Below are 20,553 nucleotides of genomic sequence, written 5' to 3' on the forward strand. Positions count from 1 at the left end.
ATGCGTCCATGGGTGTCTCCCTGTCGGCCCCGGAAAAGGGGATTTCCGTAGTCACCGTCGACTTCCCACCGGTGAACGCGCTGCCGGTGAGCGGCTGGTTCGCCCTGGCCGAGGCCGTGCGCGCGGCAGGCCGCGACCCCGGGGCGCGGTGCGTGGTACTGGCCGCCGAGGGGCGCGGTTTCAACGCGGGCGTGGACATCAAGGAGATACAGACGCGCGGGCACGAGGCGCTGATCGGCGCCAACCGGGGCTGTGCGGCGGCCTTCGCGGCGGTGTACGAGTGCGAGACGCCGGTGGTGGCGGCGGTGCAGGGGTTCTGCCTGGGCGGCGGGATAGGCCTGGTGGGCAACGCGGACGCGATCGTGGCGAGTGACGACGCCGCGTTCGGGCTGCCGGAGCTGGACCGGGGCGCGCTGGGGGCCGCGACCCATCTGGCCCGGCTGGTCCCGCAGCACCTGATGCGGGCGCTGTACTACACGGCGCGCACGGCGAGCGCCGCCGAGCTCCACGCGCACGGCTCCGTCTGGCGTGTGGTGCCGCGCCCCGGCCTGCGCGCGGCGGCGCTGGAGCTGGCCGGGGAGATCGCGGCGAAGGACGGGGAGCTGCTGCGGATGGCGAAGGCCGCCATCAACGGGATCGACCCGGTCGACGTGCGCCGCAGCTACCGCTACGAGCAGGGGTTCACGTTCGAGGCGAACCTGGGCGGGCTGGCCGACCGGGTGCGCGACACGTTCGGGAAGGAGGGGGCGTAGGTGGGCGACAAGACGATGACCGCCGACGAGGTGGTCTCCCGGCTGTCCAGCGGGATGACCCTGGGCATAGGCGGCTGGGGTTCGCGGCGCAAGCCCATGGCCCTGGTCCGGGCCCTGCTGAGAGCCGGGATCGGGGATCTGACGGTGGTGTCCTGCGGCGGCCCGGACGTCGGCCTGCTGGCCGCGGCCGGCCGGATCCGCAGACTGGTCACCGCCTTCGTGACCCTCGACTCCGTCCCGCTCGAACCGCACTACCGGGCGGCGCGGGAGAGCGGGGCCTTCGAGCTGACGGAGGTGGACGAGGGCATGCTGCTGTCGGGGCTGCGCGCGGCCGCGCACCGGCTGCCGTTCCTGCCGGTCCGGGCGGGCCTCGGCTCGGACGTCATGCGGGTCAACCCGGCTCTGCGCACGGTCACTTCGCCGTACGAGGACGGGGAGACGCTGGTGGCGATGCCCGCCCTGCGGATGGACGCGGCCCTGGTCCACGTCAACCGCGCCGACCGGCTGGGCAACGGGCAGTACCTGGGCCCCGACCCGTACTTCGACGACCTGTTCTGCGAGGCGGCGGACGAGGCGTACGTGTCCTGCGAGCGGATCGTCGACACCGCCGAGCTGACCGAGGCGGCGGCCCCGCAGTCGCTGCTGCTGAGACGGCTGTCGGTGACCGGTGTGGTCGAGGCGCCGAACGGGGCGCACTTCACCTCCTGCGCGCCGGACTACGGCCGGGACGAGGAGTTCCAGCGGGCGTACGCGGCCACACCCTGGCCGGAGTTCGCCGAGCGGTTCCTGGGCGGGGACGAGGAGGAGTACCGGGAAGCCGTGCGGCGGTGGCGGAAGGAGCGGCGCGGATGAGGGCCACGCGAGCCGAGTACTGCGTGATCGCCTGCGCCGAGGCGTGGCGGGGCGACGGGGAGGTCCTGGCCAGTGGGATGGGGCTGATCCCGTCGCTGGGCGCGCGGCTGGCCAGGCTCACCTTCGCTCCGGACCTGCTGCTCACCGACGGGGAGGCGCTGCTGGTCCGCCCGGACGGCACACCGGAGGGCTGGCTGCCCTACCGGCAGCACCTGGCCCTGGTGGCGGGCGGCCGCCGGCACGTGATGATGGGGGCGAGCCAGATCGACCGGTACGGCAACCAGAACATCTCCTGCATCGGCGACTGGTCCCGGCCCCGGCGGCAGCTGCTCGGGGTGCGCGGGGCGCCGCTCAACACACTCAACAACCCGACCAGTTACTGGATCCCCCGACAGTCCCGGCGGGTGTTCGTGGAGCGGGCGGACATGGTGTGCGGGGTGGGGTACGACCGGGCGGCCGCGCTGGGCGACACGGCCCGCTTCCACCGGATCCCCCGGGTCGTCTCCGATCTCGGCGTCTTCGATTTCGCCACGCCGGACCGGTCGATGCGGCTGGCCTCGCTGCACCCCGGGGTGGACGTGGAGCAGGTGCGGGAGGCGACCGGATTCGCGCTCGCCGTTCCGGACGAGGTGCCGTGGACCAGGGAGCCGACGGCCGAGGAGCTGCGGCTGATCCGTGGGGTGCTGGATCCGGACGGAGCGCGGGCGCGCGAGGTGCCCGGCGCGGTACGGGGGTGAGGGGCTGATGGAGACCGCGCTGACCCGGCTGGTGGGGGTCCGGCATCCGATCGTGCAGACCGGGATGGGCTGGGTGGCCGGCCCGCGGCTGGTCTCGGCGGCGGCGGACGCGGGGGCTCTCGGCATCCTCGCCTCCGCGACCATGACGCTGGACCAGCTCCGCGACGCCGTGCGGGAGGTGCGGTCGCGGACGCGGGCCCCGTTCGGGGTGAACCTGCGGGCGGACGCGGCGGACGCGGCGGACCGGGTGGGGATCATGCTGGAGGAGGGGGTCCGGGTGGCCTCCTTCGCCCTCGCCCCCTCCCCCGGGCTGATAAGCCGGCTCAAGGAGGCCGGGGTGGTGGTCGTCCCGTCCGTCGGGGCGCGGCGGCACGCCGAGAAGGTGGCGGCGTGGGGCGCGGACGCGGTGATCGTGCAGGGCGGTGAGGGCGGCGGGCACACCGGTGAGGTGGCGACGACGGTGCTGCTGCCGCAGGTGGTCGACGCGGTGCGGATACCGGTCGTGGCGGCGGGCGGCTTCTTCGACGGGCGGGGGCTGGTCGCGGCGCTGGCCTACGGGGCGGCGGGGGTGGCCATGGGCACCCGGTTCCTGCTCACCTCGGACTCGACGGTGCCGGACCCGGTGAAGGCCCGGTACCTGGCGGCGGCCGTCCGGGACGTCATGGTCACCAGGGCGGTGGACGGGCTGCCGCACCGGATGCTGCGCACGGACCTGGTGGACGCGCTGGAGCGGTCGGGCCGGATACGGGCGCTGGGCCACGCGGTGCGGCGGGCGGCGGGGTTCCGGCGGCTGTCGGGGCTCACCTGGCGGCAGATGGTCCGGGACGGGCTGGCCCTGCGGCACGGCAAGGAGCTGTCGTGGAGTCAGGTGCTGCTCGCGGCGAACACGCCGATGCTGCTGAGGTCGGCGATGGTGGAGGGCCGTACGGATCTCGGGGTGATGGCGTCCGGGCAGGTCGCCGGGCTGATCGACGACCTGCCGTCGTGCGCCGAGCTGGTGGAGCGGATCATGCGGGAGGCCGGGGAGGTGCTGACGGGACTGGGGGGTCTCACAGCCGTTCGATGATCGTCACGTTCGCCTGGCCGCCACCCTCGCACATGGTCTGGAGCCCGAAGCGGCCGCCGGTGCGCTCCAGTTCGTGGAGCAGGGTGGTCATCAGCCGGACGCCGGTGGCGCCGAGCGGGTGGCCGAGAGCGATCGCGCCGCCGTTGACGTTGACCTTGTCCGGGTCGGCGCCGGTCTCCTTCAGCCAGGCCAGGACGACGGGGGCGAAAGCCTCGTTGATCTCCACGAGGTCGAGGGCGTCGATGGTCAGGCCGGTCTTCTTCAGGGCGTGCGCGGTGGCCGGTATGGGCGCGGAGAGCATGCGGATGGGGTCCTCGCCGCGTACGGAGAGGTGGTGGACGCGGGCGCGGGGGCGCAGCCCGTGTTCCCGTACCGCCCGTTCGGAGGCGAGCAGCATGGCCGCCGCGCCGTCGGAGACCTGGGAGGAGCAGGCGGCGGTGATGGTGCCGCCGTCGAGGACGGGTTTCAGGGCGGCCATCTTCTCCGGGGAGGTGTCGCGGCGCGGGCCCTCGTCGAGGGTGACCTCGCCGCAGGGCACGGTCTCCCGCTCGAAGCGGCCCGTGTCGATGGCCCACACCGCCCGCCGGTGCGAGCGCAGCGCGAACTCCTCCTGGTCCTCGCGGCTGATGCCCCACTTGGCGGCGATCATCTCGGCGCCGGCGAACTGGTTGACGGGCCGGTCGCCGTAGCGGGCGCGCCAGCCGGTGCTGCCGAGGAAGGGTCCGTCGGTCAGGCCGAGGGGTTCGGCGGCCTGCCGGGAGGCGAAGGCGATGGGGATCTGGGACATGTTCTGCACCCCGCCCGCGACCACCAGGTCCTGGGTGCCGGAGAGCACGGCCTGCGCGGCGAAGTGCACGGCCTGCTGGGAGGAGCCGCACTGCCGGTCGACGGTCACGCCCGGCACCTCCTCGGGCAGGCCGGCGGCCAGCCAGCTGGTGCGGGCGATGTCCCCGGCCTGCGGTCCGACGGCGTCCAGGCAGCCGAAGACGACGTCGTCCACGGCGGCCGGGTCGATGCCGGTCCGCCGGACGAGCGCCGTCAGCACCTGCGCGCCGAGGTCGGCGGGGTGGACCCGGGCGAGCCCTCCCCCGCGCCGTCCGACGGGTGTGCGGACCGCTTCGACGATGTAGGCCTCGGCCATGGCGACTCCCTCACAGGAAAGGGGTGGTGGACCCCGGTGTCAGGTGCGTACGGCGATCCCGTCCAGCACCATCGACAGGTACTGCCGGGCGATCTCCTCCGGGCTGTGCTGTCCGCCGGGCCGGTACCAGGAGGCGGCGACCCACACGGTGTCGCGGACGAACCGGTAGGTGAGCCGGACGTCCAGGTCGGCGCGGAAGACGCGCCGGGCCACGCCCTGTTCCAGGGTGGACAGCCAGGCCTTCTCGAACCGGCGCTGGGAATCGGCGAGGAAGGCGAAGCGGTCCTGGGCGGCGAGCTGCCGGCTCTCCTTCTGGTAGATCGCGACGGCGGCGCGGTGCCGGTCGATCTCCCGGAAGGACTCGGTGACGAGGGCCTCCAGGGTCTCGCGGGGGCCGAGTCCGGAGGCCAGGACGGTGTCGTAGCCGTCCCACAGCTCGTCGAGGAAGGTGCGCAGGATCTCCTCCAGCATCGACTCCTTGGAGTCGAAGTGGTAGTAGAGGCTGCCCGCGAGCATGCCGGCGTGGTCGGCGATGGCGCGGACGGTCGTGGCGTTGTAGCCCTGTTCGGCGAAGACCTCGGCGGCGGTGCCGAGCAGTTCGCTGCGGCGCGCCTGGGCGGCGGCCGCCGTGGGCTTCTTCGGGGCGGTCACCTGGGGCTTCTTCTTGGTCGGCACGGACCCATTGTGGTCTGCCCGCCGTCAGGGATGCTGGCTGCTGACGGCGACGACCTCGCCGGTGAGGTAGGAGGAGTAGCCGGACGCGAGGAACACGATGACGTTGGCCACCTCCCAGGGTTCGGCGTACCGCCCGAACGCCTCACGGGCGGTCAGCTCTTCGAGGAGTTCGGCGGACGTGACCTTCACCAGGTGCGGGTGCATCGCGAGGCTGGGTGCGACCGCGTTGACGCGCACCCCGTAGGCGGCCGCCTCGAGTGCCGCGCACCGGGTCAGGGCCATCACCCCGGCCTTGGCGGCGGCGTAGTGGGCCTGTCCGGCCTGGGCGCGCCAGCCGACGACGGAGGCGTTGTTGACGATGACCCCGCCGCCGGTGTCCCGCATGGCGCGCAGGGCCGCCCGGGTGCAGCGGAAGGTGCCGCCCAGGGTGACGTCGAGGACGCGGCACCACTGCTCGTCGGTCATGTCGACGAGGTCCGAAGTGCCGCCGAGGCCCGCGTTGTTGACGACGATGTCGAGGGTGCCGTGGTCGCGTGCGGCCGTCTCGAACAGTGCCCGGACCTGGGCCTCGTCGGTGACGTCGCAGGGTGTCGCGGTCACCGCGCCGGGGAACTCCCGGACCAAACGGGCCTCGTGCTCCTTCAGCCGGCGCGGGTGCGCGTCGCTGATCAGCACCCGGGCGCCCTCCTCCAGGAAGCGGCGCGCGGTCGCCCCGCCGATCCCCGCGCCGGCCGCCGCCGTGATGACGGCGGTGCGGCCCTTCAGCAGTCCGTGGCCGGGCTCGTACGCCGGACTCTCGACGCCTGTCATGGGCCCACGCTAACCTACCAAACACTTGTTAGGGAAGGACGGTGACGGCGGCCGTGGACCTGACCCACGCTCCGGCGGACGACGAGTTCCGCGCCGAGGCCCGTGCCTGGCTCGCGGCGCACGTGCCACGCACCCCACTGCCCTCCCTGGAGACGGCCGAGGGTTTCGCGGCGCACCGCGCCTGGGAGGCGGAACTGGCCGCGGACCGCTGGTCGGTGGTCTCCTGGCCCGAGGAGTACGGCGGGCGGGGCGCCGGGCTGCTGCGCTGGCTGGTGTTCGAGGAGGAGTACTGGGCGGCGGGCGCGCCGGGCCGGGTCGGCCAGAACGGGATCAGCCTGCTCGCGCCGACGCTGTTCGACCACGGCACGGCGGAGCAGCGGGCGCGGGTACTGGCGCCGATGGCCGCGGGCGAGGTGGTCTGGGCGCAGGCCTGGTCCGAGCCGGAGGCCGGCTCCGACCTGGCCTCACTCACCTCCAGGGCGGTGCGCACGGCCGGCGGCTGGCTGCTGAGCGGCCAGAAGACGTGGTCGTCGCGGGCCGCCTTCGCCGACCGGGCCTTCGGCCTGTTCCGCAGCGACCCGGGCGCCGCGCGACCGCACCAGGGCCTGACGTACCTGATGTTCGACCTGCGGGCCCCCGGCGTCACGGTCCGCCCGATCGGTCGCCTGGACGGCAGGCCGGCCTTCGCGGAGCTGTTCCTGGACGAGGTCTTCGTGCCGGACGAGGACGTGATCGGCGAGCCCGGCCAGGGCTGGCGGATCGCGATGTCCACGGCCGGCAACGAGCGGGGCCTCACCCTGCGCTCCCCCGGCCGCTTCCTGGCCTCGGCCGCCCGGCTGCGGGAGCTGTGGCAGGCGGGCGGCCGCCCGCGGGAGGCACGCGCCCGGGTGGCGGACGCCCTGGTGGGCGCCCGCGCCTACCAGTTGTTCACCTACGCGGCCGCCTGCCGCTTCCTGGAGGGCGCCTCGCTCGGCCCGGAGTCCAGCCTGAACAAGGTCTTCTGGTCCGAGTACGACCTGGCGCTGCACGAGACGGCGCTCGATCTCCTCGGCGCCGGGGGTGAGTCGGCGGACACCGCCTGGGCGGAGGGCTACGTCTTCGCCCTGGCCGGGCCCATCTACGCGGGCACCAACGAGATCCAGCGGGACATCGTCGCCGAGCGGCTGCTCGGCCTGCCGAAGGGACGCCGCTGATGCGTTTCCTCCTGGACACCGAGCAGCGCGCGTTCGCCGACTCGCTGCGCGCGATGCTGGCGGCGGCGGACACCCCGGCGGTGGTACGGCAGTGGAGTCGCGGTGAGCACGCGCGCGGGCGCGCGCTGTGGCGGCGAATCGCGGACACGGGGGTGTTCGCGCTGGCGGTGCCGGAGGAGTACGGGGGGCTGGGCCCGCATCCGGTGGAACTGGCCGTCGCCTTCGTGGAGCTGGGCCGGTGCGCGGTGCCCGGGCCGCTGGTGGAGACGGTCGCGGCGGCCGTGCTGCTCGGCGAGGGAGCAGCGGCCCGGCGGTTCCTGCCCGGGCTCGCGGCGGGCGGGACGGTGGCGACCGTGGCGGCACCCGGCGGACCCGCGCTCGACGGCGACGCGGCCACGCTCCATCTCGCCGCGACGGCCGGGGGGTTGGTGCTTTCGCCGGGTCCCGGGCCGGTCCGCCCCTCCCTGGACCCGGCCCGCAGGCTGACCCCGCTGGCGCCCGGCGGCGAGCTGCTGGACCCCGATCCGCCGTGGGCCCGCGCACTGGCCTGGGCGCGCCTCGCGACCGCCGCCCAGGCCCTGGGGGTCGGCCTCGCCCTGCTCGACCGGACGGTCGCGTACGTGCGCCGGCGCACGCAGTTCGGGGTCCCGGTCGGATCCTTCCAGGCGGTCAAGCACCGCCTGGCCGACGCCGTGATCGCCCTGGAGTTCGCCCGGCCGTTGGTGTTCGGGGCGGCGCTGTCGCTGCGCCCGGCGGACGTGGCCGCCGCCAAGCTGAAGGCGTGCGAGGCGGCGTACATCACGGCCCGCACCGCGCTCCAGCTGCACGGCGCGATCGGGTACACGGCGGAGTACGACCTGTCCCTGTGGCTGACCAAGGCCCGTGCGCTGCGCACCGCTTGGGGCACGCCGGAGGAGTGCAGGGAGGCCGTCCTCGGGGACGCGGACGACGGCTGAGCCGGGCTGAATGGTCGATATGGGGGCTGAGCCCGTGATCATCGGCCCCTGCCGTCACTCCCGCATCCGGCGTTGGCTATTTTGTTCGGCGCCGTCCCCACCGGCTCGCCCCTGTCCGATCATTCTCAGAGGAGCCGGCCGTGACCGCCGAGTCCGCCGTCACCACGTGCTTTCGTCACCCCAAGGTGGAGTCGCACGTCCGCTGCACCCGCTGCGACCGTCACATCTGCCCGTCGTGCATGCGCGAGGCCGCCGTCGGCCACCAGTGCGTGGAGTGCGTGAAGGAGGGCGCGCGGTCGGTCCGGCAGGCGCGCACGGCCTTCGGCGGCCGGATCAGCGCGGTGCCGCTGGTGACGTACGTCCTCATCGGGCTCAACGTGCTCGCCTACCTGGCCGAGCTGGCGCGCCCGTCGATCGTGGACCGGTTCGGGATGCTGGGGGCCGGGCTCAGGGGCACGGACGGCGCGCACTACCTCTGGCAGTACCCGTACGACTCCTCCGTGCGCGCCGAGGGCCTCGTGGGCGGCGAGTGGGAGCGGCTGCTGACCGGCGCCTTCCTGCACATGCCGCCGTCCGAGGGCATCGGCGTCCTGCACATCGTGATGAACATGGCCTCGCTGTGGACGGTCGGCCGGGTGGTGGAGACGCAGCTGGGCCGGGCCCGCTACCTCGCCCTCTACCTGCTGTCGGCCCTGGGCGGCTCCGTCCTGCAGCTGCTCATCGCCCCGGACGTCCTGGGCGTGGGCGCCTCCGGCGCCATCTTCGGGCTCGGCGCCGCCTACTGGATCATGGGCCGCCGCCTCGGTTACGACATGCGGGCGGTCAACCGCTACATGACCGGTCTGCTGCTGTGGCTGGTGCTCTCCGCGGGGATGACGTCCTGGCAGGGCCACCTCGGCGGACTGCTGGCGGGCGGCGCGGTGACGCTGGCGTACGCCTACGCGCCCCGGGACGGCCGCCGCGCGCTGATCCAGACCGGCGTGTGCGTGGCGCTGCTGGTGGTGCTGCTCGTGCTCGCCTGGGTCGAGGTCGCCGGCCTCACGGGAGGTGCCGCCGCGTGAGGCGCGCCGCTCTTCGCCGCGGTGCCGGTCGTCGTCACGGCGGTGGTCTACGCCGTCGGCCCCGGGCCGTCCGAGCCGGCGGAGGGCAAGCACGTGTCGGCCGCCCAGGAAGCGCGCCAGAAGGCCAAGAGCCGCGCCGAGTCGGAGCGTGCGGCGGACGCCGAGGTCGTCGCCGACGCCCCGCCCGGGCTCGCCGCGCCCGCGAAAAAGGAGCTGGCGCAGCGGATCGTGGCGAGCGCGGAGAACTCCACGCTGGACTGGCCCAGCGCCTACGGCTACATCGAGGACCTCGGTGACGGGCAGGGCTACACCGCCGGCATCATCGGCTTCTGCTCCGGCACCCACGACCCGCTGACCCTGGTCGAGCGCTACTCGAAGGCGCATCCGGGCAACGGCCCGGCGAGGTACCTGCCGAACCTGCGCGAGGTCGACGGCACCGACTCCCACCGGGGCCTCGACCCGGGTTTCACCGCGGCCTGGAAGTCCGAGGCGAAGCGGCCGGCCTTCCGCGAGGCCCAGAGGACGGAGCGCGACCACGCCTGCTTCGACCCGGCCGTCCGCCTCGCCAAGCTCGACGGCCTGGGCACGCTGGGCCGGTTCGTGTACCACGACGCGATGGTCTTCCACGGCCCCGGCACCGGCCGGGACGGCTTCGGGAGTTCCTGTACGACGGCAACCTCGGCCTCGACACGCCGCTGGAGTGGCGCGTGTACGGGGAGACGTACAAGGTGCCCTAGCCGGGGCGGTGTCCGGACGTGCGACGACGCCTGCCCAGCCGTCCGGTCGGGGACATGGTGGGCAGGCGTCGTCCTTGTTCCGTACGCCGTTGTACGTAACGTTTCGCGGGGCCCGTCAGACCGCGAGGGCGCGGTCCGTCGGGCGGATCGGGGCCGGCAGCTCGCTGGCCCCGGTCAGGAAGCGGTCCGTACCGCGGGCCGCGGAACGGCCCTCGGCGATCGCCCAGACGATCAGCGACTGGCCGCGGCCGGCGTCGCCGGCGACGAACACGCCGGGCACGTTGGTCTGGAAGTCGGCGTCGCGGGCGATGTTGCCGCGCTCGTCGAGGTCGAGACCGAACTGCTCCACGAGACCGTTCTCGCGGTCGGTGCCGGTGAAGCCCATGGCGAGGGTGACCAGCTGGGCGGGGATCTTGCGCTCCGTGCCCGGCTTCGAGGTCAGCCTGCCGTCGACGAACTCGACCTCGCTCAGGTGCAGCCACTGGACGTTGCCGTCCTCGTCGCCCTCGAAGTGGGTGGTGGAGACGGAGTAGACCCGCTCGCCGCCCTCCTCGTGCGCCGAGGTGACCTTGTAGAGCATCGGGAAGGTCGGCCACGGCTGGTTCGTCGGGTGCCGCTCGTCGTTCGGACGGGGCATGATCTCCAGCTGGGTGACCGAGGCCGCGCCCTGGCGGTGGGCGGTGCCCACGCAGTCGGCGCCGGTGTCACCGCCGCCGATGACGACGACGTGCTTGCCCTCGGCCGAGATCGGGGTGGTGACGTAGTCGCCCTCCTGGACCTTGTTGGCCAGGGGCAGGTACTCCATCGCCTGGTAGATGCCCTTGAGTTCGCGGCCGGGGACCGGCAGGTCGCGGGCGGTCGTGGCGCCGACGGCCAGGACCACGGCGTCGTACCGCTTCTTCAGGTCCGTCGCCTTCAGGTCGCGGCCGATCTCGATGCCGGTGCGGAAGCGGGTGCCCTCCGCGCGCATCTGCTCGATACGGCGGTTGATGTGCCGCTTCTCCATCTTGAACTCGGGGATGCCGTACCGGAGGAGACCTCCGACGCGGTCCGCGCGCTCGTAGACGGCGACGGTGTGGCCGGCCCGGGTGAGCTGCTGGGCGGCGGCCAGGCCCGCCGGGCCCGAGCCGACGACCGCGACCGTCTTGCCCGACAGGCGCTCGGGCGCCTGCGGGGCGACGTCCCCGGTCTCCCACGCCTTGTCGATGATCGAGACCTCGACGTTCTTGATGGTGACCGGCGCCTGGTTGATGCCCAGCACGCACGCGGACTCGCAGGGGGCCGGGCAGAGGCGACCGGTGAACTCCGGGAAGTTGTTGGTCGCGTGCAGGCGCTCCTGGGCCGCGGCCCAGTCCTCGCGGTAGGCGTAGTCGTTCCACTCCGGGATCAGGTTCCCCAGCGGACAGCCGTTGTGGCAGAACGGGATGCCGCAGTCCATGCAGCGGCTGGCCTGCTTGCTGATGATCGGCAGCAGGGAGCCGGGGACGTAGACCTCGTTCCAGTCCTTGACGCGCTGCTCGACGGGGCGGGACTTGGCGACCTCACGGCCGTGGTTCAGGAAGCCCTTCGGGTCAGCCATTGATCGCCGCCTCCATCATCTTCTCGGTGATCTCGGTCTCGGTGAGACCGGCTCGCTCGGCGGCGTCCTTGGCGGCGAGCACTGCCTTGTACGTGCTGGGGATGATCTTGCTGAACCGCTGCACGGCCGCGTCCCAGTCGGCGAGCAGCTTCCCGGCCACGGTCGAGCCGGTCTCCTCGGCGTGCCGGCGCACCACGTCGTGCAGCCACTGCCGGTCGGCGTCGTCCAGCGCCTCGACGGCCCCGACGTTGCCGGCGTTGACGTTGTCGCGGTCCAGGTCGATGACGTACGCGATGCCACCGGACATGCCCGCCGCGAAGTTGCGGCCGGTCTCGCCGAGGACCACCGCGCGACCGCCGGTCATGTACTCGCAGCCGTGGTCGCCCACGCCCTCGGAGACGACCAGCGCGCCGGAGTTGCGGACGCAGAACCGCTCACCGGTACGGCCGCGCAGGAACAGCTCGCCGCCGGTGGCGCCGTAGCCGATGGTGTTGCCGGCGATGGTCGAGTACTCGGCGAGGTGGTCGGCGGCCCGGTCCGGGCGGACGACGATCCGGCCGCCGGACAGGCCCTTGCCGACGTAGTCGTTGGCGTCGCCCTCCAGGCGCAGCGTGACACCGCGCGGCAGGAACGCGCCGAAGGACTGGCCGGCCGAGCCGATGAAGGTGATGTCGACGGTGTCGTCGGGCAGGCCCGCGCCGCCGAACTTCTTCGTCACCTCGTGGCCGAGCATGGTGCCGACCGTGCGGTTGATGTTGCGGATGGCGACCTGGGCGCGTACCGGCTGGGCCTCGGTGGCGTCGGAGGCGGCCAGGGCGTCGGCGGCCAGCTTGATCAGCTCGTTGTCCAGGGCCTTCTCCAGGCCGTGGTCCTGCTCGATCAGCTGGTGGCGGACGGCGCCGTCGGGCAGCGACGGCACGTGGAACAGCGGCTCCAGGTCCAGGCCCTGCGCCTTCCAGTGGTCGACGGCACGGGTGACGTCGAGCGTCTCCGCGTGGCCGACGGCCTCCTCGATGGAGCGGAAGCCCAGCTCCGCGAGGATCTCGCGGACCTCCTCGGCGATGAACTTGAAGAAGTTCACCACGTACTCGGCCTTGCCGGTGAACCGTTCGCGCAGCGTCGGGTTCTGGGTGGCGATGCCGACCGGGCAGGTGTCCAGGTGGCAGACGCGCATCATGATGCAGCCGGAGACGACGAGCGGGGCGGTCGCGAAACCGAACTCCTCGGCGCCGAGCAGCGCGGCGATGACGACGTCGCGGCCGGTCTTCAGCTGGCCGTCGGTCTGCACCACGATGCGGTCGCGCAGGCCGTTGAGCAGCAGGGTCTGCTGGGTCTCGGCGAGGCCGAGCTCCCAGGGGCCGCCCGCGTGCTTCAGGGAGGTCAGCGGGGAGGCGCCGGTGCCACCGTCGTGACCCGAGATGAGGACGACGTCCGCGTGCGCCTTGGACACACCGGCCGCGACCGTGCCGACGCCGACCTCGGAGACCAGCTTCACGTGGATGCGGGCCTGCGGGTTGGCGTTCTTGAGGTCGTGGATCAGCTGGGCCAGATCCTCGATGGAGTAGATGTCGTGGTGCGGCGGCGGGGAGATGAGGCCCACGCCCGGCGTCGAGTGACGCGTCTTGGCGACCCACGGGTAGACCTTGTGGCCGGGCAGCTGGCCGCCCTCGCCGGGCTTGGCGCCCTGGGCCATCTTGATCTGGATGTCGTCCGCGTTGACCAGGTACTCGGAGGTCACGCCGAAGCGGCCGGAGGCGACCTGCTTGATCGCGGAGCGGCGCGCCGGGTCGTACAGGCGCTCCGGGTCCTCGCCGCCCTCACCGGTGTTGGACTTGCCGCCCAGCTGGTTCATGGCGATGGCGAGGGTCTCGTGCGCCTCCTTGGAGATGGAGCCGTACGACATGGCGCCGGTGGAGAACCGCTTGACGATCTCGGAGACCGGCTCGACCTCGTCGACGGGGATCGGCTGCCGGTCCGACTTGAAGCCGAACAGGCCGCGCAGCGTCATCAGGCGCTCGGACTGCTCGTTCACCCGCTCGGTGTACTTCTTGAAGATGTCGTAGCGGCCGGAGCGCGTGGAGTGCTGGAGGCGGAAGACCGTGTCCGGGTCGAACAGGTGCGGCTCGCCCTCGCGGCGCCACTGGTACTCGCCGCCGATCTCCAGCGCGCGGTGCGCGGGAGCGATACCGGAGGCCGGGTAGGCCTTGGCGTGGCGGGCGGCGACTTCCTTGGCGATGACGTCGATGCCGACGCCGCCGATCTTGGTGGCGGTGCCGTTGAAGTACTTCTCCACGAACGCGTCGTCCAGGCCGACGGCCTCGAAGACCTGGGCGCCGCGGTAGGAGGCGACGGTGGAGATGCCCATCTTGGACATGACCTTCAGGACGCCCTTGCCGAGGGCGTGGATCAGGTTGCGGATGGCCTGCTCGGGCTCGACGCCGTCGATGAAGGTGCCCGCGCGCAGCAGGTCCTCGACGGACTCCATCGCCAGGTACGGGTTGACCGCGGCGGCGCCGAAGCCGATGAGCAGCGCGACGTGGTGGACCTCGCGGACGTCGCCGGCCTCGACCAGCAGGCCCACGTGGGTGCGCTGCTTGGTGCGGATGAGGTGGTGGTGGACGGCCGCGGTGAGCAGCAGCGACGGGATCGGCGCGTGCTCGGCGTCCGAGTGGCGGTCCGACAGGACGATCAGGCGGGCGCCGTTGTCGATGGCCGCGTCGGCCTCGGCGCAGATCTCCTCGATGCGCGCGGCCAGCGAGTCGCCGCCGCCGGAGACCCGGAACAGGCCGGAGAGCGTCGCGGCCTTGAAGCCGGGCATGTCGCCGTCGGCGTTGATGTGGATGAGCTTGGCCAGCTCGTCGTTGTCGATGACCGGGAAGGGCAGGGTGACCGAGCGGCAGGAGGCGGCCGTCGGCTCCAGCAGGTTGCCCTCCGGGCCGAGCGACGAGCGCAGGGAGGTGACCAGCTCCTCCCGGATCGCGTCCAGCGGCGGGTTGGTGACCTGCGCGAACAGCTGGGTGAAGTAGTCGAAGAGCAACCGCGGGCGCTCGGACAGGGCCGCGATGGGCGAGTCCGTGCCCATGGAGCCGATCGGCTCGGCGGCGGTGCGGGCCATCGGAGCGAGGAGGATGCGCAGCTCCTCCTCGGTGTAGCCGAAGGTCTGCTGGCGGCGGGTGACTGAGGCGTGGGTGTGGACGATGTGCTCGCGCTCGGGCAGGTCGCCCAGCTCGATCTCGCCGGCCTCCAGCCACTCGGCGTACGGCCGCTCGGCGGCGAGGGACGCCTTGATCTCGTCGTCCTCGATGATGCGGTGCTCGGCGGTGTCGACGAGGAACATGCGGCCGGGCTGCAGGCGGCCCTTGCGGACGACCTTGGCCGGGTCGATGTCGAGGACGCCGACCTCGGAGCCGAGGACGACGAGGCCCTCGTCGGTGACCCAGTAGCGGCCGGGGCGCAGGCCGTTACGGTCGAGCACGGCGCCGACCTGGGTGCCGTCGGTGAAGGTGACGCAGGCCGGGCCGTCCCAGGGCTCCATCATCGTGGAGTGGAACTGGTAGAAGGCGCGCCGGGCCGGGTCCATGGAGTCGTGGTTCTCCCACGCCTCCGGGATCATCATCAGCACGGAGTGCGGGAGCGAGCGGCCGCCGAGGTGCAGCAGCTCGAGCACCTCGTCGAAGGACGCCGAGTCGGAGGCGTCCGGCGTGCACACGGGGAAGATGCGCTCGATCGCCTTCTCGTCCGGGCCGAACAGGTCGGAGGCGAGCTGGGACTCGCGGGCGCGCATCCAGTTGCGGTTGCCCTTGACGGTGTTGATCTCACCGTTGTGGGCGACGAAGCGGTACGGGTGCGCGAGCGGCCACGACGGGAAGGTGTTCGTGGAGAACCGGGAGTGCACGAGCGCGATCGCGGAGGCGAAGCGGCGGTCGGACAGGTCCGGGAAGAAGGGCTCGAGCTGGCCGGTGGTCAGCATGCCCTTGTAGACGATCGTGCGGGCGGACAGGGACGGGAAGTAGACACCGGCCTCCCGCTCGGCGCGCTTGCGCAGCACGAAGGCCCTGCGGTCGAGCGCGATGCCCTCGCTCCCGGCGGCGGTCACGAAGATCTGGCGGAAGACCGGCATGGTGGACCGGGCGGTGACGCCGAGCAGCTCGGGGGCGACCGGGACCTCGCGCCAGCCGAGGACGGTGAGGTCCTCCTCGGCCGCGATCGTCTCGATCTTCGAGACGGCGGCGTCGGCGCCGTCCTCCGGGAGGAACGCGATGCCTACCGCGTAGCCACCTGCGGCGGGGAGGTCGAAACCGGTCACCTCACGGAAGAAGGCGTCGGGAACCTGGGAGAGGATGCCCGCGCCGTCGCCGGAGTCGGGCTCGGAGCCGGTGGCGCCGCGGTGCTCCAGGTTGCGCAGCACGGTGAGTGCCTGCTCGACCAGCGTGTGGGACGCCTCGCCGGTAAGAGTGGCGACGAAACCGACGCCACAGGCGTCGCGTTCGTTGCGGGGGTCGTACATACCCTGGGCAGCAGGGCGAGCATCCATGAACGACCAGTTCTGGCCATTCACGGAGTGCTGGGACGGCTGGCGCGGCGTACGCATCGGCTCTCCCGTCGTCGTCATCTGGCATGTGCAAGTGCCGAGGGACGACGTTGGCCCTCTGCGGTGGAGTGCAAAATTTCGTGCAGGTTACATGATGGAGCGGTTCTCGGGAACCGGATACTCCGTTCCAGCATGCGGACGGCGCCGGGTACGGCCGGGGTGCCGCGGGGTCGCGGCGGGTGCCGCGCACGGGCGGCGGAAGTGTGTGGGGGCCGGGGGGACGGGATCGGTCGGATCCGCGTCCATCGGCCTTGAGGGGGAGGAGCGCCTTCACTCATCCCGCGAGTGCGCCGCAGGCGTCTTTGCCCACAGCGCTTACGGCTCATGCCCCGTGGTCATGCCTTCGAAACCAGCGAGTAACGGGTACTTATGCGGTCCGACGCATAAGTCCCTACGGCCCTATCCTACGGCCGTCCCGAACAGAGTACCCAGGGCGTACGTCACACCGGCCGCTGCGCCACCCAGAGCGAGCTGCCTGAGGCCGCTGTACCACCAGGAGCGGGCGGTCACCTTGGCCACCACGGCGCCGCAGCCGAACAGCCCGGCGAGCGCGAGGAGCACGGCCGGCCACAGGGCGTTCGCGCCCAGCAGGTACGGCAGGAGGGGCAGCAGGGCGCCGAGCGCGAAGGAGCCGAACGAGGACACGGCGGCGACCAGCGGCGACGGCAGGTCGCCGGGGTCGATGCCCAGCTCCTCGCGGGCGTGGATCTCCAGCGCCTGCTCGGGGTCCTTCGAGAGCTGCCGGGCGACCTCCCGGGCCAGTGCGGGCTCCACCCCGCGGGCCACGTAGAGCGCCGCCAGCTCGTCCTCCTCGTCCTGCGGGTGCTTGCGCAGCTCGCGCCGCTCGACGTCCAGCTCGGCCTCGACGAGTTCGCGCTGCGAGGCGACGGAGGTGTACTCGCCGGCCGCCATGGAGAAGGCGCCGGCGGCCAGGCCCGCGAGGCCGGTGATGACGATGGTCTGGTGGCCCACGGAACCGCCCGCGACGCCGGTCATCAGGGCGAGGTTGGAGACCAGGCCGTCCATCGCGCCGAAGACGGCGGGGCGCAGCCAGCCGCCGTTCACGTCCCGGTGCGTGTGGTTGTCGCGGTGCGCCTCGTGCAGCGCCGCCTCGGTCTCGATGATCGCCATGCGGGGTCCCCCAGGAAGCTTAGCCAAAGCTAACTTTGGATGAGTTCTACTTTTCGACAAAACCGAATGTACGCCGATAATTTCTTCGCCGCCAGCAAGGAAAGGCTGGGCTAACCTGCGGTTTTACCTGTTCTTGCTCATGCGAGAACGATCATGCTCAGATGCCGACCGGGTGACACGGATGGCCTTCAGGCTCACGGCCGCCCCTGCCGGGGGGAGACATCCGGGGGAGACAACCGGAGACAACCGCCAGAGGTCCGTCCGTCAGAGGTCCCCGTGGCCCTCGTGGCGCCGCGAAGGAGAGGCCGCCCATGGCATCGATCGCCCGCACTCCCCCGGGCCCGGCGCCCGCGGACGCCGTCCCCCTGCGCGAGCGGGCCCGCGGCGCGCTGCTCGGGCTGGCCGTCGGCGACGCGCTCGGGGCGCCCGCGGAGAACCTCAAGCCCTCCGAGATCCGCGGCCGCTGGGGCCGGATCACCGGGTACGTCAGCGAGCGGCCGTGCGGCACGGACGACACCGAGTACGCCATCTTCTCGGGGCTGCTGCTGGCCCGGCACGGCTCGGCGCTGACCCCGGCGCACGTCGAGGGTGCCTGGCACCAGTGGATCGCCGACCGCGCCGAGGGCCCCTTCCGCGGGGCGGGCTTCAGCGAGCGGGGCACGCTGGAGAACCTCCGCCGCGGTCTCGCGGCCCCCATCTCCGCACAGCACCGGCATGCCTGGAGCGACGGCCTCGCCATGCGGGCGGCGCCCTTCGGGGTCTTCGCCGCCGGGCGCCCCGGGGAGGCGGCCCGGCTGGTGGCGATCGACGGCGCGGTCAGCCACGAGGGCGAGGGCATCTACGGCGGCCAGGCGGTAGCGGCCGGGGTGGCGGCGGCGATGGCGGGTGCCTCGCCCGCGGTGGTGATCGCCTCGGCGCTCGCGGTCGTCCCCGACGACTCCTGGACGGCCCGCTCGCTGCGGCGCGCGGTGACCGTGGCCCACCGCGGCGAACGCGCGGTCCGCTCCGCGGTGGTCATCGGCGGCTACCCCTGGACCGATCTGGCCCCCGAGGCGGTCGCCCTCGCCTTCGGCGCGTACGCGGCGGCCGACGGGGACTTCCGGGAAGCGGTCCTGACGGCGGTCAACATGGGCCGCGACGCGGACACGACGGCCGCGGTGGCGGGCGCCCTGGCCGGCGCGACCCGGGGCGTCTCGGCGATCCCCTCGTCCTGGGCGGCGGCGATCGGCCCGGCGCGCGGCCGCTGCCTGCCGTCCATGGCCGGCCACCACGTCCTGGACATCGCGGAACTCCTCGTCCCGGAGGAGGGCGGCAAGTGGGGCTCCGCGGTGACGACCCCGGACCTCCTCCCGGAGCCGGTCCGCCACCTGCTCACCACCGCCCGCCCGGCGACACCGATCCCCACGACCACTTCCCGGCCGGCGGAACCCCTTGCACCGCTCCCCGCCGTCGAGCCGGCTGAGCCACCCCTTCCCCTGCCCGCCGCCCAAACGCCCGAGGACCCGGCATCCCTGCCCGCTGCCGCCGCGTCGGCCGAGTCGCCCCTGGCTCCCGCCGCCGCTGCCGCCCAGGTCGCCGAGCCCCAGCAACCGCTCACCACGTCCCAGCCCCTCGCCCCACCGGCGCCCGCCGTAGAGCCGGCCGGGTCACCAGCACCCCTCCCCTCCGCCCAGGCGCCTGAAGACCCGGCAGCTCTGCGCGCCGCCTCCTCGCCGGCCGAGCCCCCTACGCCCCTTCTCACCGCCGCCCAGCCCGCCGGGCCACAGCAACCGCTCACCACCACTCAGCCCCTCGTCCCACCGGGCCCCGCCCCGGCCGTTGCACCGGCTGAACCGGCTGAACCACCCATGCCCCTCCCCACCGCCGCCCAGCCGGCCGGACGTCCGGCACCTCTGCCCGCTGCCGCCCCACCGCCCGAGCCGCCCCTGCATCCCACCGCCACCGCCCAGGCCGCCCAGCCACCGCAACCGCTCACCACCTCCCACCCCGGCGCCCGCTCCGTCGAGCCCGACCCGAGCCCCCTCCCCTCCGCCCAACCCCCGACCGCACTCACCCCCTCGGAAGCCGGCCTCGCCGAGAAGCAGGAACCTGGCCGTCGGGCGGGGCCTCTCGTGAAGGTGGGGGACTCCGGGGGTGTGGGCAGCGGGGGGCGGTCGTGACGCGGCGGGTCGAGGGGCTGCTGGTCGGGCTCGCCGCGGGGGACGCCGCCGGGTGGCCCGCCGCGCGGCACCGGGCGGCGCGGATGCCCGAGTGGACCCGGCGGCTCACCCGGGAGCTGGACACGTTCGCCGAGCAGAACGCGACGACCACCCTCCCGGTGCCGATCGCGCTCAACCAGCCCCCGGAGCCGCTGCGCCTCGGCCCCTCCGACGACGCCGAGTGGGCGGCGTTCGCCGCCGAGGCGGTGCTGCGGGCCGGTGACGACGACGTGCTCGGCGACCTCGGCCGGGACCGCCGGATGCGCGCCGCGATCGACCTCACCTGGACCGCCGTCGCCGCCGAGGTCGCCGCGGCGGCGGACCGCGCCCCCGAGGTCGAGTCGGCCGTGCTCCCGCTGCGGGCCCGCATCTCCGTACGCGCCGGCCTCGGCAACCTCGCCGCCGGTCTGCGCCCGCCCGCCACCGGCCACGACAACCCGCACTACTTCGACGACGCCGCCTGCGTCCGCGCCTGCGTCCTCGCGGTGGCCCACCCCGGGGACCCCCGCCGGGCCGCCGACCTCGCCGAGTTCGACGCCCGCTACACCCAGGACGGCGACGGCGTGCACGGCGCCCGGGCGATGGCGGCGGCCCTGGCCCAGGCCCTCGTCGGCGCGGACACCAAAACCTGCGTGACGGCCGCGCTCGACGAGCTCCCGGCGGGGACGGAGATCGGCCGCAACGCCCGGCACGCCCTCGCCCTGGCCGCCGACAGCGAGTCGGCCTTCGCGCTGATCCCCCTGCTGGAGCACCAGATCGTCGACCACGTCTACAGCTACGGCATCGCCGCCGCCGAGACCGTCCCGGTGGCCCTCGCCCTGGCCACCGCCGCCCGCGGCCGCATCGCCGAGGCCGTGCCCGCCGCCGCCTGCCTGTCCCGGGTCGCCGACTCCGCGCCCGCCCTCGCCGGGGCGCTCACCGGTGCCCTGGGCGGCGGCGCGGCCGTCCCCGACAGCTGGCGGGACGCCTGCCGCACCCTGTCCGGCTGCGCCCTGCCCCGCCTCACCGGCACCGACCTGGTGGAACTCGCCGGACTCCTGGAAACCGCGCACCCGGCCCGACCGGAGGGATGAT

General features: G+C 73.3%; 14 protein-coding genes and 2 pseudogenes. 10 read left to right on the forward strand and 6 right to left on the reverse strand.

Translation table 11 applies throughout. The features are described from left to right. Positions 1–8: 8 nt before the first annotated feature. The 4 genes from PV343_RS21610 to PV343_RS21625 are packed head-to-tail and all read left to right on the forward strand — an operon-like array spanning position 9 to position 3,407. Positions 9–752: an enoyl-CoA hydratase family protein gene (locus tag PV343_RS21610; RefSeq protein ID WP_319148602.1), complete on the forward strand. Its 744-nt coding sequence runs from the start codon at positions 9–11 to the stop codon at positions 750–752. After that, positions 753–1,604 carry a CoA transferase subunit A gene (locus PV343_RS21615; protein WP_319148603.1) on the forward strand — a complete coding sequence of 284 codons (852 nt, stop codon included), beginning with the start codon at positions 753–755 and terminating at the stop codon, positions 1,602–1,604. Then, positions 1,601–2,341 (forward strand): CoA-transferase subunit beta, encoded by a 741-nt coding sequence (locus PV343_RS21620; protein ID WP_319148604.1) that lies wholly within the window; start codon positions 1,601–1,603, stop codon positions 2,339–2,341. The genes PV343_RS21615 and PV343_RS21620 overlap by 4 nt, the downstream gene beginning before the upstream one ends. A gap of 7 nt (positions 2,342–2,348) precedes the next feature. After that, a complete protein-coding gene (locus PV343_RS21625) occupies positions 2,349–3,407 on the forward strand; it encodes a nitronate monooxygenase (protein WP_319148605.1) in 1,059 nt (352 codons plus the stop codon). Here PV343_RS21625 and PV343_RS21630 read toward each other — a convergent pair. Genes PV343_RS21630 through PV343_RS21640 form a run of 3 tightly spaced genes read right to left on the reverse strand, consistent with a single transcriptional unit; the run spans position 3,391 to position 6,033 of the window. After that, a complete protein-coding gene (locus PV343_RS21630; protein WP_319148606.1) occupies positions 3,391–4,548 on the reverse strand; it encodes an acetyl-CoA C-acetyltransferase in 1,158 nt (385 codons plus the stop codon). The two genes, PV343_RS21625 and PV343_RS21630, sit on opposite strands and share 17 nt — an antisense overlap. 39 nt (positions 4,549–4,587) lie before the next feature. Then, positions 4,588–5,223 (reverse strand): TetR/AcrR family transcriptional regulator, encoded by a 636-nt coding sequence (locus PV343_RS21635; RefSeq protein ID WP_319148607.1) that lies wholly within the window; start codon positions 5,221–5,223, stop codon positions 4,588–4,590. A 24-nt stretch (positions 5,224–5,247) separates the two neighbouring features. Next, complete coding sequence (locus tag PV343_RS21640) at positions 5,248–6,033, reverse strand: SDR family oxidoreductase (RefSeq protein WP_319148608.1); 786 nt, start codon at positions 6,031–6,033, stop codon at positions 5,248–5,250. Positions 6,034–6,086: 53 nt separating this feature from the next. On the opposite strand from PV343_RS21640, the gene PV343_RS21645 reads away from it, so the two are divergent. The 4 genes and pseudogenes from PV343_RS21645 (at position 6,087) to PV343_RS21660 (ending at position 9,980) form a co-directional block, all read left to right on the forward strand. After that, complete coding sequence (locus PV343_RS21645) at positions 6,087–7,226, forward strand: acyl-CoA dehydrogenase family protein (protein WP_319148677.1); 1,140 nt, start codon at positions 6,087–6,089, stop codon at positions 7,224–7,226. Beyond that, complete coding sequence (locus tag PV343_RS21650; protein WP_319148609.1) at positions 7,226–8,182, forward strand: acyl-CoA dehydrogenase family protein; 957 nt, start codon at positions 7,226–7,228, stop codon at positions 8,180–8,182. Before PV343_RS21645 ends, PV343_RS21650 begins: the two co-directional genes overlap by 1 nt. A gap of 140 nt (positions 8,183–8,322) precedes the next feature. After that, entirely contained in the window at positions 8,323–9,243 is a 921-nt protein-coding gene (locus PV343_RS21655; RefSeq protein WP_319148610.1) for a rhomboid family intramembrane serine protease, read from the forward strand. Positions 9,244–9,285: 42 nt separating this feature from the next. Continuing rightward, a pseudogene (locus PV343_RS21660) lies at positions 9,286–9,980 on the forward strand (chitosanase). Between the two features lie 115 nt (positions 9,981–10,095). Here the strand turns inward: PV343_RS21660 and PV343_RS21665 are convergent. The 3 genes from PV343_RS21665 to PV343_RS21675 all read right to left on the reverse strand — a co-directional run bounded on the left by PV343_RS21665 (position 10,096) and on the right by PV343_RS21675 (position 17,281). Continuing rightward, positions 10,096–11,559 carry a glutamate synthase subunit beta gene (locus PV343_RS21665; protein WP_319148611.1) on the reverse strand — a complete coding sequence of 488 codons (1,464 nt, stop codon included), beginning with the start codon at positions 11,557–11,559 and terminating at the stop codon, positions 10,096–10,098. Next, a complete protein-coding gene (gene gltB / locus PV343_RS21670; RefSeq protein WP_319148612.1) occupies positions 11,552–16,150 on the reverse strand; it encodes a glutamate synthase large subunit in 4,599 nt (1,532 codons plus the stop codon). Before gltB ends, PV343_RS21665 begins: the two co-directional genes overlap by 8 nt. A 399-nt stretch (positions 16,151–16,549) precedes the next feature. Beyond that, on the reverse strand, positions 16,550–17,281 hold the full coding sequence (locus tag PV343_RS21675) for a VIT1/CCC1 transporter family protein (RefSeq protein ID WP_319148613.1): 732 nt from the start codon (positions 17,279–17,281) through the stop codon (positions 16,550–16,552). Positions 17,282–17,592: 311 nt separating this feature from the next. Between PV343_RS21675 and PV343_RS21680 the strand changes: the two are divergent. Together PV343_RS21680 and PV343_RS21685 are read left to right on the forward strand one after the other, a co-directional pair. After that, positions 17,593–18,585: pseudogene (locus PV343_RS21680) on the forward strand (ADP-ribosylglycohydrolase family protein); the annotation flags it as partial. 851 nt (positions 18,586–19,436) lie between these two features. Then, positions 19,437–20,552 (forward strand): ADP-ribosylglycohydrolase family protein, encoded by a 1,116-nt coding sequence (locus PV343_RS21685; protein WP_319148614.1) that lies wholly within the window; start codon positions 19,437–19,439, stop codon positions 20,550–20,552. Position 20,553: the final 1 nt, after the last annotated feature.

The sequence above is a fragment of the Streptomyces sp. WI03-4A genome, from assembly GCF_033792105.1.
Classification (GTDB): Bacteria; Actinomycetota; Actinomycetes; order Streptomycetales; family Streptomycetaceae; genus Streptomyces; species Streptomyces collinus_A.

Coding starts and splice junctions, on each gene's coding strand:
- PV343_RS21610 (WP_319148602.1), top strand. CDS start 9: ATGGGTGTCTCCCTGTCGGCCCCGGAAAAGGGGATTTCCGTAGTCACC.
- PV343_RS21620 (WP_319148604.1), top strand. CDS start 1,601: ATGAGGGCCACGCGAGCCGAGTACTGCGTGATCGCCTGCGCCGAGGCG.
- PV343_RS21625 (WP_319148605.1), top strand. CDS start 2,349: ATGGAGACCGCGCTGACCCGGCTGGTGGGGGTCCGGCATCCGATCGTG.
- PV343_RS21630 (WP_319148606.1), bottom strand. CDS start 4,548: ATGGCCGAGGCCTACATCGTCGAAGCGGTCCGCACACCCGTCGGACGG.
- PV343_RS21640 (WP_319148608.1), bottom strand. CDS start 6,033: ATGACAGGCGTCGAGAGTCCGGCGTACGAGCCCGGCCACGGACTGCTG.
- PV343_RS21650 (WP_319148609.1), top strand. CDS start 7,226: ATGCGTTTCCTCCTGGACACCGAGCAGCGCGCGTTCGCCGACTCGCTG.
- PV343_RS21665 (WP_319148611.1), bottom strand. CDS start 11,559: ATGGCTGACCCGAAGGGCTTCCTGAACCACGGCCGTGAGGTCGCCAAG.
- gltB (WP_319148612.1), bottom strand. CDS start 16,150: ATGCGTACGCCGCGCCAGCCGTCCCAGCACTCCGTGAATGGCCAGAAC.
- PV343_RS21675 (WP_319148613.1), bottom strand. CDS start 17,281: ATGGCGATCATCGAGACCGAGGCGGCGCTGCACGAGGCGCACCGCGAC.